This window comes from Telluria mixta (assembly GCF_029223865.1).
GTDB lineage: Bacteria > Pseudomonadota > Gammaproteobacteria > Burkholderiales > Burkholderiaceae_D > Telluria > Telluria mixta.
Map to the genome: position 1 here is coordinate 1,737,846 of NZ_CP119520.1, position 16,388 is coordinate 1,754,233.

The window sequence follows — 16,388 nt, forward strand, 5'->3', positions numbered from 1 at the left end:
ATTTCAATGAATTCCCCCCGTCAGACGATTTGCGCAATAAAATTGCGACGTACGCGAGTCCCGTGGAGAATTCATGTCAAAAATCGAGCTGGATAAAACCGATCGCAAAATCCTGGCGATCCTGCAGTCGGATGGCCGCCTGTCGAACCAGGACGTGGCCGAGCGCGTCAGCCTGTCGCCGTCGCCCTGCCTGCGCCGCATCAAGCGGCTGGAAGAGGCAGGTGTCATCCGGCAATACGTCGCCCTGCTCGATCCCGACAAGCTGGGCCTGGGCCTGCTGGCCTATGTGAATGTCCGTCTGGAAAAGCACAGCGAAGGCGCGGCGAACGCGCGCGTGCCGGCCACGTCGCCGCGCTTTGAATTTGCCCAGGCCGTGTCGACCTGGCCGGAAGTGGTGGCCTGCTATGCGATGACGGGGGAGATGGATTTCCTGCTGCGCGTGCACGTGGAAGACATGGACCACTTCTCGCGCTTCATGATGAGCACCCTGCTGCGCCACCCGGCCGTGCTGGACGTCAAGTCGAGCTTCGCCCTGCAGCGGATCAAGGAAACGACGGCGCTGCCCATCGTTTGAGGCTGTTTAGTAATAAGCACGAAACTCGATGGCCGATGCGCGCGTGCGTTTGACCCGACGCGGCAGTATCGCTAATCTCGATCTGGTCTCGGTCCGACCGCCGCTTCAGGGAGCGGCCGGATCGTCTCCAGCCGGGGTGGTCCGGCTCTCTTTCCGATGCACCGGGCAGATGCCCGGTCCGTCGGATTTTTTTTGGCCTACCAGCCGGTGATGCGCCGCAGTTGCGGCAGCAGTTCGGCCGCCATGACCGCATGCTGCGCCGTCGTCGGATGGCCGTTGACGGCGTCACCGGGCTGGTACGTCACCGGTGCGAGCAGGTGCACGCGTTTGTCGCCCACCCGCGCCATTGCCTCCTTGAGATAGCCGATCAGCGCCGCCTTCTTGTCGCCATCCAGCAGCACGCCTTCCGTCAGCGCGATCTGCGCATGCGGATGGTCGCGCAGCACGCGGCGCAGCAAGGCCGTGTACGTGTCGACATAGGCCGCGCGTTCCGGAATGCCGGGATTGAAATCATTGGTGCCGATCGCGATGACGATCAGGTCCGGGGCGTAATCGGCCTGGTTCCACGGCACCGGCTGCGCGGCATCGGCGATGGCGAGATCGTAGAACGCGGGCAGCTGGAACTCGTCGGTGCGGTTGTTCCAGCTGCGCACCAGCCCCCGGCCGCCGTAGCAGACCAGCTGCACCTGCGCGTCGAGGGCGCGCGCGGCCAGCATGCCGTAGGACAGGCGCGGGTTCGACCATTCGGGCATGTCCTTCTCGTCGGCGCCCCGTTCCATGACGGCGCCGCAGGTCACGGAATCGCCCAGCACGAGCAGGCGCCGCGCCGGCAGCGCGGGCGCCGCGAGGAACGTGCCGTCGGACGTGAAGCGCGCGATGGACGGCACGCCCAGCCACGTCTCGCCGCGGTGCACGAGTTCCACCTTGTGCGGGCCGGGCGCCGCGCCCTTGAACACATCGTAGCGTGTCATCTGCGGTGCCAGGCGCAGCGTGCCCGCAGGCTTGCCGTCCACGATCACGTCGACGAGACTGCGGGACCCGCCCGCGGCATCGACGGCGAGCCGCGTGCCGTCGACGGCCAGCAGCAAGGTCACGCCGGCATAGCCGAAGCGCACCGTGCCGTCGTCGCCGGCGACCGTGCGGCCCATGCGGGTCACGTGGCTGTCGCTCGCCGTGATGGTCTGTTCGGCCGCCGCGCCGGCCGCGCACAATGCCAGCAACACGGCGATCAGCGGCCGGCGCATCATGCCCCCTTCTTCAGGCGCAGCAGCAGCACGCCGTGCGACGGCACGGTCGCATCGAGACGTTTGCTCGTGTCGCCCGTCTTGCCGGTCCACGCATCCGTCCACTGCCAGGTGGCCTTCTTGAAGTCGACTTCGCGCTTGGAGAGATCGTCGGCGATGGCGTTCTGCTTCCAGTCATAGTGCAGCGGCAGCGCAGATTCGCCGCGGTTCAGCACCATGAAGGCCCATTCGTCGTTGGCGAGCGGCTTGGCCCACAGTTCGACGGGGCCCTGCTTCCAGAAGCGCAGCGCCGGCACGCCCAGCGGGTCCTGGTTGAGGGCGATGACGTCGCGGCGGCCGATGATTTTCTTGACCGAGTCCGGCATCGAACGCAGGTCGTTGCCGAGGATGAGCGGCGAGTTCAGCATGGCCCAGATCGAGAAGTGCGCGCGGTCCTCGTCTTCCGTCATGCCCATGCCGACTTCCAGCATGTCCATGTCGTTCCAGTGGCCCGGCCCCGCGTACTTGCGCAGACCCGCCTGCATGTCGAGGATGCGCATCACGCCCCATGCGGACCACGAGCCTGCGCTCTTTTCGCAATCCCAGCACGGGTAGATGTCGCCCGTCGTGCGCCACGAGTGGCCGACGTCGGCCCCCCATTCCCACGGCTTGTTGTCGCCCCATTCGCACATGCTGAACAGGATCGGGCGGTTGGCGGCGCGGATCGCGTCGCGCATCGTCGTGTAGGCGCCGACGGCGTTCAGGCCCTTGGTCTCGCACCAGTCGTATTTCAGGTAATCGATGCCCCAGGCGGCATACGTCTTCGCATCCTGGTATTCGTGGCCGCGGCTGCCGGGACGGCCGCCGCACGTCTTGTCGCCGGCGTCCGAATAGATGCCCAGCTTCAGGCCGCGCGCATGCACGTAGTCGGACAGGGCCTTCATCCCGGACGGGAAGCGCTGCGGGTCCGCCTGGATGTTGCCGTTCCCGTCGCGCGCGCCGTGCCAGCAGTCGTCGATGTTGATGTACTGGTAGCCCGCATCCTTCAGGCCCAGCTTGACCATCGCGTCGGCCGTCTCGCGGATCAGTTTTTCATCGATATCGCAGGCGAACTTATTCCAGCTGTTCCAGCCCATCTGCGGCGTGGCCGCGAGGCCGTCGAATTTCTGCGCCCAGGCCGCGACCGGGGACGCCGCGATGGTGGCGGCGAGGATCAGGGAGGCACACCGTTTCACTATTTTGCTCCAATCGTCTTCAGGCGTTTATCGTGGTCCGCGATCAACTTGAGCGAGCTGGCATCGCTGTCGAACACGGAATAAAGGCCCTGCTCTTCCTGCGGCGGATCGCCGACGAAATCGTTACCCGGCTTCCACCAGTAATCCGCATTGGCCGCGCGCCCCGCACCGCCCCACGCCCAGAAGTTCCAGCCGGCGACCGGATCGCCCGCTGCCGCGCGCTTCTCCAGGGTCGTGAAGACTTCGTCGTAGAAGCGGTCGCGCACCTTGGTCGAGGCCTTGATGTCGAAGGAGCCGCCGTCGCGGTTCAGGCCGAACTCCTCCAGCACGATCGGCTTGCCGAGCTTCTTCGCATAGTCGACGTGCACGTTCAGGTAGTGGCTGGCCTTCTCCATCATGCCGTTCCACGTGGCGTCGGGCTTCTTCGGATCGAACCAGCCCCAGTTCGTCGGCCACAGGTGGTACGTCAGGTAGGCGATGTCCGGCGTGCGATGCGCATCGAGGTACAGCTGCGCATCCTGCGCGGAACCGGCCAGGCCCTCGCTGCCCGTGCTGACCATGTGGTGGCCATCGAGCGAGCGGATGTAGTGGGCGGTATCCGCGATCCACTTCACGTACGTCGCCTTTTCCTGCGGCGTGGATTTGCTGTTGCCGGGGCGCGGCTCGTTCGCGAGCTGCCACGACAGGATCGTCGGGTCGTCGCGGTACGGTTTTTTCGTCACCGTGTTCGTGCGCTGGACGATCTTCGTGATCACGTTGCGGTATTCGGCCTGGGCGCGTGCGTTCGTGTAGAACGTCGCGTTTTCGGCCATGTAGCGTTCGTAGTCCTTGCTCACGTTGGGATCGTGCGCGGGCGAGCCGGTGAACCAGTTCAGGTACTGGGTCATCCCGCCGGACCACTGCCAGAAGTTATTTAAGTAGAGCACGGCCGTCATGTCGCGCTTCGCCAGTTCGGCCATCATGAAGTCCAGGCCTTGCAGCAGCTGCTCGTCGTACTGCCCGGGCGCGCTCGTCGTGGCGGGGCTGACGGCACTCTTCATCGCCGTCTTCTCCGACACGGCCAGCACGCGCACGTTGTTGATGCCGAGCGCCTTCATGCGGTCCAGCTCCTTGACGAGGCGGGCGCGCTGCCCGACACCCGTCGGCGCGCCAAGATAGCCGCCATACCAGAAGTTCGCACCGGCGATCATGTAGCGCTGGCCGTTGCGTTCGAAATGGCTGTCCTTGACGGCCACGAAGCCGTTGTTGTCTGCGTGGGCCGCATTGGCCACCAACAGGGCGGCGGCCAGAGCGATGTTGCCGAACTTGCGTTGCATGGTCGTAGTCTCCTCGCACTCCTTCATGGGAGCGTCGTTGTGGGATCATGCGCCGCCCACCGGGCGGTGGGCGGCAGGGGGGGTGATGCTTACTTGCGTGCTTACTTGCGTGCTTACTTGCGCTGGCGGCCGCGCACGTCCAGCGTGGACGCCGGCAGGTCGACCGTCACGCTGGTCGCGTTCTTGCCTGCGGCGTCTTCGGCCAGCACGAGCTTGTACTTGCCCTTGGCGATGCGCCAGGTCTTGCTCTTCTCGTCGAACAGGCCGAGGATGCGCGGCTCGACGACGACGTCGACTTCCTTCGACTCGCCCGGCTGCAGCGCGACCTTGTCCCAGCCGGCCAGGCGCTTCGGCGCTTCCCACTTGGCCGCCAGCGGCGAGATATACACCTGCGGCACGTCCTTGCCGGCGACGTTGCCCGTGTTCGTGACCTTGAAGCGCACGTGCAGGCGGCCGTCCTTGACCTGGCTCGCCAGGCCCGAGTACGAGAACGTCGTGTACGACAGGCCGTGGCCGAACGGGAACAGCGGGGTCAGGCCCTTCTGGTCGAACCATTTATAGCCGACGGCCGCGCCTTCCTTCGTGTAATCGACGGTGAAGCGCTGCTCCGGCTGTTTCGGATCGCCGTCCAGCGTCGGACGCGGCAGCTGCTGCTCGGAGACCGGGAACGTGGCCGGCAGGTGGCCGGACGGATTCACGGCGCCGAACAGCACGCGCGCGATCGCTTCGCCGCCGCTCGTGCCCGGGTACCATGCTTCCAGCACGGCCGGGGTTTTCGATACCCACGGCATGGCGACGGGACCGCCCGTCTCCAGCACGACGACGGTGCGCGGATTGGCGCCGGCCACGTTGTCGATCAGCGTATCCTGGTTGTCCGGCAGCGCCAGCGACGTCGCGTCGTTCGCCTCGCCGATCCACTGCGTCGCGAACACGAGCGCGACGTCGGCCTGCGCGGCCACGCGTGCGGCGCGGGCCGGGTCGGTGCCGTTGTCGTACACGACCTTCGCATTCGGCGCCAGCGCCTGAATGGCGCGCAGCGGCGACGACGGGTGGTACACGACCGGACCCGGCCAGACCTTCGGCTCCAGACCCGGCACGGCATTGCCGCCGATCGGGTACACCTGCGACGAGCCGCCGCCCGACAGCACGCCCACGTCGGCATGGCCGCCGATGATGGCAATGGTCTTCACGTCTTTCGACAGCGGCAGGACCTTGTTGTCATTCTTCAGCAGGACGATGCCCTCTTCCGCCGTCGCGCGGCTGACCGCGCCGTTCTTCGCGAAGTCGATCTTGCCGTCCTGCGCGACCGGATTGTCGACGACGCCCTTGGCGAACATGGCGCGCACGACGCGCGTGGCCATGTCATCGAGGCGCGCTTCCGACACCCAGCCGTTCTTGACGGCTTCTTCCAGCGCGCCGCCGAAGTACGGCGACTTGTCGAATTCCTGGCCCGACTGGCGGTCCAGGCCATTGTTCGCAGCCTGCACGGTGCTGTGCGTCGCGCCCCAGTCGGACATCACGTAGCCCTTGAAGCCCCAGTCCTTCTTGAGCACTTCGTTCAGCAGGTAGTCGTTCTCGCACGCATAGGTGCCGAACACGCGGTTGTACGAGCACATGACGGAACCGGCGTCCGACTGCTCCAGCGCCAGTTGCATCGCGAGCAGGTCGGACATGCGGGCCGCGGCCTTGTCGATGCGGACGTCGTGCTCGTTGCGGCCCGTCTCCTGGTCGTTCAGCGCGTAGTGCTTGACGGTCGAGATGACGTGGTTCGATTCGATGCCCTTGACGGCGTGGCCGACCATCGTGCCGGCCAGCAGCGGGTCTTCACCCGCGTATTCGAAGTTACGGCCGTTGCGCGGATCGCGCATCAGGTTCACGCCGCCGGCCAGCATCACGTTGAAGCCGGACAGGCGCGCTTCCGAGCCGATCATCGCGCCGCCGGCATAGGCCACTTGCGGATCCCACGTCGACGCGGTGGCGAGGCCGGACGGCAGCTGCGTGCGCTCGCGCGGGGTCGGGGTGGCCTGGGTGGCGACGCCGAGGCCGGCGTCCGTTTCCAGCAGGTCCGGCAGGCCGAGGCGCGGGGTACCCGGCACGAAACCGGCCGAGAACGGGATCGCGCCCTTCGGCGGCGTGGTGCCCTTCGGGGCGAACGACGTGCCGAAATAGCCGAACACCCAGCGCAGTTTTTCTTCGCGGGTCATGGCCTTGACGGCGAGTTCGGCGCGCTTGTCGGCGCTCAGGGAACGGTCCAGCCACGGCTTCTGGGCCGGCGCGGCGGGTGCGTCGGCGGCGGTGGCGAACAGGGGGAAGGCGGCAGCCAGGGCGCCAACGAGGGTCAGTTGATTCAAACGCATGGGACGAGGCTCTCTTAGGGTACGGATCGTTATAGGTATGCGAAGCAATGCCGCCGCGTGAGAACCACGCGGCGGCAATTCTGGATCAAGCAGGTCAGACGGCCTTGACGTCCACGTACATGCGGGCGTATTTCGCGCCGAAGTACAGGATGAAGGCGTAGCACGCGGCCGGGACCAGGAAGGAGGTCTGCAGGCCGATCATGTCCGCGGCCTGGGCCTGGATGACGGGCACCACGGCGCCGCCGGCGATCGCCATCACGAGCAGGCCGGAGCCCTGGCTCGTCAGCGGGCCCAGTTCATGCACCGACATGCTGAAGATGGTCGGGAACATGATCGAGTTGAACAGGCCGACCAGCAGCACGGCCCACATCGCGAAGTGGCCGTGGCCGAAGGTGGTCGCCACCAGCAGCGCGATGCACGCCGCCGCGTTGAACGCCAGCACCTTGCCCGGGCTGATCGTGCGCATCACGGCCGAACCGATGAAACGACCGACCATCGCGCCGCCCCAGTAGTACGCAACGTATTTCGCGCCCGTTTCGGCCGTGAAGCCGGCGATGCCCGGGTCGCCCATGTAGTTGATCAGGAAGCTGCCGATACTCACTTCGGCGCCGACGTACAGGAAGATCGCGGTCACGCCCAGCATCAGGCGCTTCTGGCTGAAGATCGAACCTTTGGCGGGACCGGCGTCGTCGTCGCGGATGATCGGCAGGCGGATGACGGCGAACAGGATCGCCAGGATCGCCAGCGTGGCGGCCAGGCCCAGGTACGGACCCTGCACGGCCTGCGCCTGCGCGAGGCGCTCGGCGGCCGACATGTTGGCCGGATCGGCCGCTTCCGTCATGTGCGACAGGATCAGGATGCCGCCGACCGGAGGACCGACGACGGTGCCCAGCGAGTTGAAGGCCTGGGTCAGGTTCAGGCGGCTCGACGCCGTGGCCGGGGCGCCCAGGGCGGTGACGTACGGGTTCGCGGCGACCTGCAGGATCGTGATGCCGGCGGCCAGCACGAACAGGGCGAACAGGAACAGCGCGTACACGCTGGTGGCGGCCGGGTAGAACAGCGCGGCACCGACGGCGCACACGGCCAGGCCGGTGACGGCGCCGGCTTTATAACCAATGCGGCGGATCAGGGCGCCGGCCGGGATCGACAGCAGGAAGTAACCGCTGAAGAAGGCCAGGTTCACCATCATCGCCTGTACGTACGTCAGGTTGTAGACCGATTTCAGGTGCGGGATCAGGATGTCGTTCAGCGACGTCAGCAGGCCCCACATGAAAAACAGTGCGGTGACGACGGTCAGGGGAAAGGTGTAGCTGGGCTGGGCCCGGTTGGCAGGCTCGACGGCAGCCTGTGATGCACGATCCATGGTTAAGTCTCCTAGAGATGTTACCGCTAACAGTACGGCAACTTTTATTGTGAAAAGATTCTGCAGAAGCAGGGTAATGGGGTCAAACGGGGTATGCGATTCGCCGCGAAGTTTAGTCAGGCGCCACTAAACACGGCCTCCCCTCTTATGAAATCGGTTTCTTACATGAGAATATACCGGGCAAACAGCTGTTTAGTAAAGCCGACTAAACTTCCCTGTAAATGCATCTTCGCGTTTGACCAGGGGAATTTTCATATGCAAGACTCCATTCAAATGAGCGACGCCCCAGGCGCTCGCAGCAACGATATCGGAGACAACGTGAATCCCGTCACCTCACGCCCCCAGGCGGGCGACAGCCCCGCACCGGTCACGATCCGCGACCTGGCCAAGTACGCCGGCGTCTCGGCCGGCACGATCTCGCGCGCCCTGAAAAACGAGCCCGGCCTCACGGAAAGCACGCGCCAGATGGTGTTGTCGGCAGCCCACGAACTGGGGTATGACTTCTGCAAGCTGCGCCGCAAGCGCATCCGCCGCCTCACGTTCCTGTTGCATCGACAACACAATACGGCCGCAAGCAGTCCCTTTTATTCGCCCGTGCTGCACGGTGCCGAGGAAGCCTGCCGCAAGCAGGGCATCGTGCTGTCGTTCATGGCGGTCGGCCCGGCCGACGGCGTGACGGAACAGCTGCGCATGCACGCGCCGGACGCCATCGTGTGCGCCGGCTTCTTCGAACCCGAACTGCTGAACGCCCTGCGCGCCAGCGGCAAGCCCCTCGTCCTCATCGACATGAAGCTGCGCGGCTACAGCTCGGTCAACCCGGACAACCACATGGGCGGCTACCTCGCCACCAGGCATTTGATTTCGCTGGGCCGCGAACGCATCGGCATGATCTCCGGCTCGCTGGGCCACTACAGCATCCGCGAGCGCAACCGCGGGTACCGCCAGGCCTTGTACGAAGCCGGCATGCTGGCCGACCCGCGCCTGGAGATCTGCCTGCCGGACGGCGTCGACCTCGAGACGGGCGCCTACGAGGCGATGCAATCCCTGCTCGACCAGCCCCACCCGCCCGATGCCGTGTTCTGCTACAACGACGCCGCCGCCCTCGTCGCGATGCGCGCCTGCCTGGCGGCCGGGAAGACGGTGCCGCACGACGTCTCGATCGTCGGCTTCGACGACATCCCCGGCGCCGTGCTGGGCCACCGCCCGCTGACGACGCTGCGCATCAACAAGAAGGAACTGGGCGCGCTGGGCGTCGAGCTGCTGCTGCGCGGTCCGCAGGATCCGCCGCTGGAACAGGTGGCGCCCGTGGAACTGGTCGTCCGTGCCAGTACCGTATGCGAAGACTTCCGCATCCGTAAGTAAGTCACTCTTCATCCACCTACACCCACCATGCTTCCCGATTTCCATTCCCGCTCGACGCTGCTGCAGCACATCCGCCACACCCGCCAGTTCTACGATCCGCGCTGCGTCGACCCGAGCGGCGGCTTCTATCACTTCTACAAGGACGACGGCGCGATCTATGACGCGCGCACGCGCCACCTGGTGAGCAGCACCCGCTTCGTGTTTAATTTTTCGATGGCGTGGCGCCAGTTCCAGGAGCCGGCCGACCGCGAACGCGTGCTGCACGGCCTGCGCTTCCTGCGCGACGCGCACCGCAACCCGGAAACGGGCGGCTATGCCTGGACGCTGGACTGGAACGACGGACAAAAGAAGGTCACGGACGACACGAACCACTGCTACGGCCTCGCCTTCGTGCTGCTGGCGTACGCCCACGCCATCATGGCCGGCGTCGATGAGGCGCGCGCCTGGCTGGACGAGACCTACGACCTGATGGAGCGCCGCTTCTGGGAACCGGCGCACGGCCTGTACGCGGACGAAGCGAACGGCGACTGGTCGACGCTGTACCCGTACCGCGGCCAGAACGCCAACATGCATGCGTGCGAAGCCATGCTGGCCGCGTTCGAGGCGACGGGCGACACGAAATTCCTGTGGCGCGCCGAGACGCTCGCGCACAACATCACGGTGCGCCAGGCGGCCCTGTACGGCAACCTGGTCTGGGAACACTACAACAGCGACTGGTCCGTCGACCCGGACTACAACCGCGACGACAAGACGAACATCTTCCGCCCGTGGGGCTACCAGCCGGGCCACCTGACGGAATGGGCCAAGCTCCTGCTGATCATGGAACGCCACAAAGAACAAATGGCCGGCCCTTCCGACTGGCTGCTGCCGCGCGCGCGCCAGCTGTTCGACGCGGCACTGACGAAAGCGTGGGATGCGAAGCACGGCGGCATTTATTACGGCTTCGGTCCGGAAAACGAAATCTGCGACGCCGACAAATACTTCTGGGTGCAGGCCGAGAGCCTCGCCGCCGCCGCCCTCCTCGGCGCGCGCACGGAAGACAAGGCGTACTGGGACTGGTACGACCGCATCTGGGCGTACAGCTGGGAACACTTCGTCGACCACGAGCACGGCGCCTGGTACCGCATCCTCGGCCCGAAGAACGAAAAGGTCACGGACGAAAAGAGCCCGGCCGGCAAAGTGGACTACCACACGATGGGCGCGTGCTATGAAGTATTGACCGTTCTCGTGAAGGACTGACATGGCCGACTTTCCCGTATTCGTCGCGGCCGGCGAAGCGCTGACCGATATGATCGTCGACGACGCCGGCGCCACGCGCTGGCACAGCGTGACGGGCGGCTCGACGTGGAACGTGGCGCGCGCGATGGCGAAGCTGGGCGCGCCCAGCGCCTTCGCCGGCGCCGTCAGCCGCGACGTGTTCGGCGACCAGTTGTGGCGCGCCAGCCTCGACGCGGGCCTGGACGAACGCTTCCTGCAGCGCCTGGACAAATCGCCGCTGCTCGCGATCGTGCACCGGCTCGACCCGCCCAGCTATTTTTTCGTCGGCGACGACAGCGCCGACCTGCACTTCGACGCCGCGCAACTGCCGCAAGGCTGGATTGGCGCCTGCCGCTGGGCGCACTTCGGCGGCATCAGTCTGGCGCGCCAGCCGCTGGCCGGCAAGCTGGTCGCCCTCGCCGAAACGCTGAAGGCGCGCGGCGTGCGCATCAGCTACGACCCGAACTTCCGCGCGCTGATGGACGAGAACTACGACCACACGCTCAAGCGCATGACCGCGCTGGCCGACGTGGTAAAAGTGTCGGAAGAAGACCTCGTGGGCCTGCTGCGCACGCACGATGCGGATGCCGCCTTCGCGACGATGCGTAGCTGGAACCCGGACGCAACGTACCTGTACACGAAGGGCGGCGCAGGCGCGTCGCTGCACACGCCTGCCGGATCGTGGGACATGGCGGCACCGCGCATCACGCCCGTGGACACGGTCGGCGCGGGCGACGCCAGCATCGCCGCGCTCGCGTGGAGCATGCTGCATGCGCCGGAACGCGACGGCCTCGCCCACCTGCGCTTCGCCGTCGCGGCGGGTGCCGCGGCCTGCCTCGCGGCGGGCGCCACGCCGCCGTCGCTCGCGGCAATCGATACGCTGCTGGCCGGGATGCACGCCTGATCACCAGCAGTTTTCGAAGGTGACACCTACCGTAAAACCGGACAGCGTCGTGCCATGGATGCCGTTCGCGGCCAGCGGATCGTTCGTCCGCGCGGCCGCGCGCGCGGCCTCGTTCCAGCGCGCGTGCGTGACGAACAGGCGCAGTTCCGGACGGTCGAAATAGCCCGGCTTCGACATCAGCGCGATGGCGCCCGTGACCTTGGTCAGCCGGCGTACGTCGCCGTTCCGTGGCGCCACGCGGTCGTGGCCGATATCCGCCAGCAGCTTCACCTTGTCGGACAGTGCGTACGACATGCGCCCGCCCGCTGATGCCCACGTCTTCGCCTTCGCGGCATCGTGCGCCGTGTCGCGCTGCCAGACGGCGATGAATTCTCCGCCGAAGCGGCGCGTGACCTGCGCATACCAGCTGTCGATGATGCGCAGCCGGTGCACGTCGTCGCCGCTGGTGATGTCGCCCGTCGCGCCATTGTCGGTGCCCGCACCGGTGCCCCACTGGACCGCGAAGCGGTTGTCGCCGGCGCCGTCCAGCACGCGCTGGCGGTGCTGCACGGTGAGCATCGAGCCGCCGTGGTGACCGCGCTGGCCGTCGCTGCGGATCAGCGCCAGACCCAGTTCCAGCGTGCCGCCCGGATTCACGGGCACGCCGCGCAATTGAAAGTCGTGGCGGTTCGCCGTGTCGCCGACGCGCATGATCGGCATCGTCTGCTGGTCGTCGTGCAGGTAGGCATAGCTGAACTTCATGGGGCCCAGCGGCACGTCCTCGATGCCGACGCCCATCCCGGACGGATTCCAGTACAGGAAATCGTTGACGTTCGCGCCTTCGCGCTTGTAGTAGCGGCGCCCGATCCACAGCGCGGCGTCACCGAGTCCGCTCACATGCTCGATGGCGAGGTAGGCCTGCGGCAGGCCGATCTTCCAGCCGCCCTGCGGCCGCCGCGCATTGTTGGACGCGGCCGCGTTGCCCAGGTTGAGCATCGCGTAGGCTTTCACGTCCTCGCCGGCATCCCCCTGCACGAGGTGCTGGCCCAGCAGCATTTCGCCGTAGACGCCGCATTCGTTACCCAGCCGGTACTTGGCCCCGGCGCCGGCGAGGCCGAAGCAGGTCTGGCCGCCGCCTTCGGAATTCGCGGCCGCGTTGGCCCGCAGGTAGTTCTGGACGTCCACGGCGGACGCAGGGAAGCAAAACGCGAGCGCGAGCAGCGCCGGCGCGATGGTTGGCATGCGCATGGTATCTCCTTTTATATTTTTTTAGGCAAAGCGGATCCCGTCCGGCCGCGGCGCAATGCCGCGGCAGGTCAATGGAACAGGATCGGATGTCGGGTCAGTCGAGCAGGGTTGCGACTTCTTGTGCCGTGGGCGCATACGGCCCGGCATGCATGGCGGCCGTGGCGGCCGCCGCGGCGATGCGCGCGAGCTGGCGCGGCGCGGGCATCTCCGGATGCAGCAGCAGGCCGGTGATCCAGGCGGCCATCGACGCATCGCCGCAGCCGACGGTGTCGACGACGTCCACGCGGCGCGCGGGCGCGTCGAGCACGTGGTCACCGCGGATCAGAGAAAGACCATCGGCCCCGCGCGTAAAGAGGATCTCGGCATCGGGCGCCAGCGCGCGCAGTGCGGCCAGCGCCTCGCGCTGCGCGAGGCCCGGGAACAGGCCTTCCAGGTCTTCGTCGGACACCTTGATGTGGCTGGCGAGACCCGCGATCAGTTCGAACGTGGGCCGGTACGCCGCGTCGCGCATCGCGTTGCGGAAGTTCGGATCGAAGGCGATGCGCCTGCCGGCTTGGCGCGCCATCAGCGCCTGCTCCACGAGCCGGCGCGCCAGCGGTCCGCGCGCCAGCGCGAGGCTGCCCATGTGGATCACGTCGGCCGCTTCCAGCCAGCCGTCGGGCAGCAGCTCGGGGCGGAAGTGCAGGTCCGCGCTGTTCTCGCCGAGGAAGACGTACCGGGGCGGATGACGCGACGTCACCATCGCGATGAACGGCGGCGCGTCCACACGCTGCAGGAAGCGTTCGTCCAGGCCGGCCGCGCGGCTGGCGTCCGCGATCTCGTCGCCGAAGGCGTCCATGCTGACGGCGCCCGCATACCCCGTGGGCACGCCGAGCCTTGCGCCGACGCGCGCCACGTTCCAGCACGAGCCGCCGGGCAGCGAGCGCCACGTGCCGTCGTCCTGGCGGATCATGTCGGTGAGCGCTTCGCCGAAGACCACGTAGCGGGGGAGTCGTTGTGCTTGCATGTCAGTTCGCCTGTTGTTGATAACGCCATTTGTCGAGCATCACGGCGAGCACGATGACCGTGCCCTTCGCCACGTACTGCCAGAACGACGACAGGCCGAGGATCGTGAGACCGTTGTTGAGGAGGCCGATGATCAACGCACCCGTGACGGTGCCCCAGATCGTGCCCACGCCGCCCATCAGGCTCGTGCCGCCGAGGACCACCGCGGCGATCGCATCGAGCTCGTAGCCGGAGCCCCAGTTGCCGTTCGCGCCGTACAGGCGGCTGGCCGACATCGCACCCGCGGTGCCCGCGCACAGGCCGGAGAACGCGTAGACGAAGACGAGGACGAGGCCGACCTTGATGCCCGTGAGCCGCGCCGCCTGCGGATTGCCGCCGACCGCGTACACGTGCATGCCCAGCACGGTGCGGCGCAGGATGAACCACGCGGCCAGCACGAGGGCAGCAGCGACCCACACGAGCCATGGCAGGCCGGCGAACGACTCGTTGCCGATCCATTCGAACGTCGGGATCTCGCGGTTCAGGATCGTGGTGCCGTCTGCGAGCAGGTAGGCGGTGCCGCGCAGCGCCGTCATCGTGCCGAGCGTGACGACGAACGGATTGATCTTGAAGACGGCAACGAGCGTGCCGTTGAGCAGGCCCATGCCGAGGCCCGCCAGCAGGAAGATCGGCAGCGACAGCGCCGGCGCGTGACCGGGCAGCGACGCGATCATGCCCAGCACCGCGGACACCGCCAGCACGGAGCCGACGGACAGGTCGATGCCGCCCGTGAGGATCACGAACGTCATGCCGGTCGCGAGCACGAGGTTGATGGAACTCTGGCGCAGCACGTTCATCGTGTTGGCCGTCGTCGCGAAATTCGAGACGCCGTCTTCGGCGAAGTACCCGGTCAGGAAGTAGAACACGATGTACAGCGCGACGAGCACGGGCAGCATGCCCATCGTCGCGAACATGCGCGAGAACGCCTGACCGATGCCGCCGTGTGCGGCCGCACCCGGCGCGGTGGGAAGGGATGATTTCAGAGTCTGCATGATGATGTCTCCTATGCGGCCTGGGCCTGGGTGGCCAGTGCCATGATGTTTTCCTGGGTGATGCGTGCGCCGGCGAGCTCTCCGGACAGCCAGCCTTCGCGCATGACGAGCACGCGGTCGCACACGCCGATGATTTCCGCCAGCTCGCTCGAGATGCACAGCACGGCCACGCCGGCATCCGCCAGCTCGTGGATGATCCGGTAGATCTCGTGCTTGGCGCCGATGTCGACGCCGCGCGTCGGCTCGTCGAGGATCAGCACGCGCGGCCTGATTTCCAGCCAGCGCGCGAGAAGCAGCTTTTGCTGGTTGCCGCCCGAGAGGCCGCCGATGATGCCGTCCGGCCCCGCGCCGCGCGCGGACAGTCGTTGAATCGCGTCACGCGTCACCTGCAGCAACTCGCCGCGCCGCAGCACGCCGCAGCTTGCATGCTTGCCGAGGACGTTCATCGTCACGTTCGCCAGCAGCGACTGCTGCAGGAACAGGCCCTGCCCCTTGCGGTCTTCCGGCACGTAGGCGATGCCGAGGCGGATCGCATCGCCCGGCGTGCGGATCGCGACCGGCTTGCCATCGACTTCGATCGCGCCGCCGGACAGAGGGTCCGCGCCGAAGACCAGCCGCGCCAGTTCCGTGCGGCCCGCGCCGACGAGGCCCGCGAGGCCGACGATCTCGCCGGCGCGCACGTCCAGCGATACCGGATGCACCTTGGCGCCGTGCACATCGTTCAGCTTCAGGCGCACGGGGCCGGGCACGCGCCGCTGCGTGTGTTCATAAAAGCCGCCGATCTCACGGCCGACCATCATGCGCACGACCGTGTCGGGCGTCGCTTCGTCGCGCGTCAGCTCGCCGATCCACGTGCCGTCGCGCAGGATGGTCACGCGGTCGGCCAGCATGCGCACTTCGGCCATGCGGTGGCTGATGTAGATGATCGCGATGCCGCGTGCGCGCAGGGCCCGCATCACGTCGAACAGGCGCTCCGTCTCGCGCTCGGACAACGCGGCCGTCGGCTCGTCCATGATCAGCACGCGGCTGTCGTGCACGAGGGCGCGGGCGATTTCCACCTGCTGCTGGTCGGCGATCGACAGGCCGCTCGCCATGCGGTTCGGCGCGAACGTGGCGCCGAGACTTTTCAATACCTCGGCCGCGCGCCGGTTCATCTGCGCCGTGTCGACGATGCCGAAGCGCCCGCGCGGTTCCGCGCCCATGAAGATGTTCTGCGCAACGGTCAGATTGGCCGCGACGGACAGCTCCTGGTAGATCAGGTTGATGCCGCAGGCGCGCGCGTCGGCCGGACACCCGATGCGCACAGGCTTCCCGCCCACGCGGATCTCGCCGGCATCCGGCTGGTACACGCCGGCGAGGATTTTCATGAGGGTGCTCTTGCCGGCACCGTTTTCTCCCATCAGCGCGTGGATCTCGCCGGGGCGGATGGTCAGTTGCACGCCGTCCAGCACCGTGACGGCGCCGAACCGCTTGCGGATGCCGGATACCTCCAGCACCGCTTGTGGATCTCGTGTTGCCATTGTCTCCTCCGGGT

The 16,388-nt window shown here is 66.8% G+C and carries 13 protein-coding genes; 4 read left to right on the plus strand and 9 right to left on the minus strand.

The annotated features are described in order from the left end of the window. Positions 1 to 73 precede the first annotated feature (73 nt). On the plus strand, positions 74 to 574 hold the full coding sequence (locus P0M04_RS07655; protein WP_036230990.1) for an Lrp/AsnC family transcriptional regulator: 501 nt from the start codon (positions 74 to 76) through the stop codon (positions 572 to 574). Between the two features lie 197 nt (positions 575 to 771). Here the strand turns inward: P0M04_RS07655 and axe2C are convergent, their stop codons facing one another. From axe2C to P0M04_RS07680, 5 genes are all read right to left on the minus strand, one after another. Beyond that, positions 772 to 1,821: a bifunctional acetylxylan esterase/glucomannan deacetylase AxeC2 gene (axe2C, locus tag P0M04_RS07660; RefSeq protein WP_259448309.1), complete on the minus strand. Its 1,050-nt coding sequence runs from the start codon at positions 1,819 to 1,821 to the stop codon at positions 772 to 774. Further along, entirely contained in the window at positions 1,818 to 3,032 is a 1,215-nt protein-coding gene (locus tag P0M04_RS07665) for a glycoside hydrolase family 27 protein (protein WP_259448310.1), read from the minus strand. The genes axe2C and P0M04_RS07665 overlap by 4 nt, the downstream gene beginning before the upstream one ends. Then, a complete protein-coding gene (locus tag P0M04_RS07670) occupies positions 3,032 to 4,348 on the minus strand; it encodes a glycoside hydrolase 5 family protein (RefSeq protein ID WP_259448311.1) in 1,317 nt (438 codons plus the stop codon). The genes P0M04_RS07665 and P0M04_RS07670 overlap by 1 nt, the downstream gene beginning before the upstream one ends. A gap of 113 nt (positions 4,349 to 4,461) precedes the next feature. Continuing rightward, a complete protein-coding gene (locus P0M04_RS07675) occupies positions 4,462 to 6,705 on the minus strand; it encodes a glycoside hydrolase family 3 C-terminal domain-containing protein (protein WP_259448312.1) in 2,244 nt (747 codons plus the stop codon). A gap of 94 nt (positions 6,706 to 6,799) precedes the next feature. Beyond that, a complete protein-coding gene (locus P0M04_RS07680) occupies positions 6,800 to 8,068 on the minus strand; it encodes a sugar MFS transporter (RefSeq protein WP_259448313.1) in 1,269 nt (422 codons plus the stop codon). 318 nt (positions 8,069 to 8,386) lie between these two features. On the opposite strand from P0M04_RS07680, the gene P0M04_RS07685 reads away from it, so the two are divergent. The 3 genes from P0M04_RS07685 to P0M04_RS07695 are packed head-to-tail and all read left to right on the plus strand — an operon-like array spanning position 8,387 to position 11,591. Beyond that, positions 8,387 to 9,430 carry a LacI family DNA-binding transcriptional regulator gene (locus P0M04_RS07685; RefSeq protein ID WP_259448314.1) on the plus strand — a complete coding sequence of 348 codons (1,044 nt, stop codon included), beginning with the start codon at positions 8,387 to 8,389 and terminating at the stop codon, positions 9,428 to 9,430. 27 nt (positions 9,431 to 9,457) lie between these two features. After that, the gene (locus P0M04_RS07690; RefSeq protein ID WP_259448315.1) at positions 9,458 to 10,669 is read left to right on the plus strand and encodes an AGE family epimerase/isomerase; all 1,212 of its coding nucleotides are present in this window, start codon (positions 9,458 to 9,460) and stop codon (positions 10,667 to 10,669) included. Between the two features lies 1 nt (position 10,670). Beyond that, positions 10,671 to 11,591 (plus strand): carbohydrate kinase family protein, encoded by a 921-nt coding sequence (locus tag P0M04_RS07695; protein ID WP_259448316.1) that lies wholly within the window; start codon positions 10,671 to 10,673, stop codon positions 11,589 to 11,591. Here the strand turns inward: P0M04_RS07695 and P0M04_RS07700 are convergent, their stop codons facing one another. The 4 genes from P0M04_RS07700 to P0M04_RS07715 form a co-directional block, all read right to left on the minus strand. Next, a complete protein-coding gene (locus tag P0M04_RS07700) occupies positions 11,592 to 12,818 on the minus strand; it encodes a maltoporin (RefSeq protein ID WP_259448317.1) in 1,227 nt (408 codons plus the stop codon). It lies immediately after the preceding gene. 94 nt (positions 12,819 to 12,912) lie between these two features. Beyond that, on the minus strand, positions 12,913 to 13,824 hold the full coding sequence (locus P0M04_RS07705) for a carbohydrate kinase family protein (RefSeq protein WP_259448318.1): 912 nt from the start codon (positions 13,822 to 13,824) through the stop codon (positions 12,913 to 12,915). Position 13,825: 1 nt separating this feature from the next. Then, a complete protein-coding gene (locus P0M04_RS07710) occupies positions 13,826 to 14,854 on the minus strand; it encodes an ABC transporter permease subunit (RefSeq protein ID WP_259448319.1) in 1,029 nt (342 codons plus the stop codon). An 11-nt stretch (positions 14,855 to 14,865) separates the two neighbouring features. Next, the gene (locus P0M04_RS07715) at positions 14,866 to 16,374 is read right to left on the minus strand and encodes a sugar ABC transporter ATP-binding protein (protein ID WP_259448320.1); all 1,509 of its coding nucleotides are present in this window, start codon (positions 16,372 to 16,374) and stop codon (positions 14,866 to 14,868) included. Positions 16,375 to 16,388 lie beyond the last annotated feature (14 nt).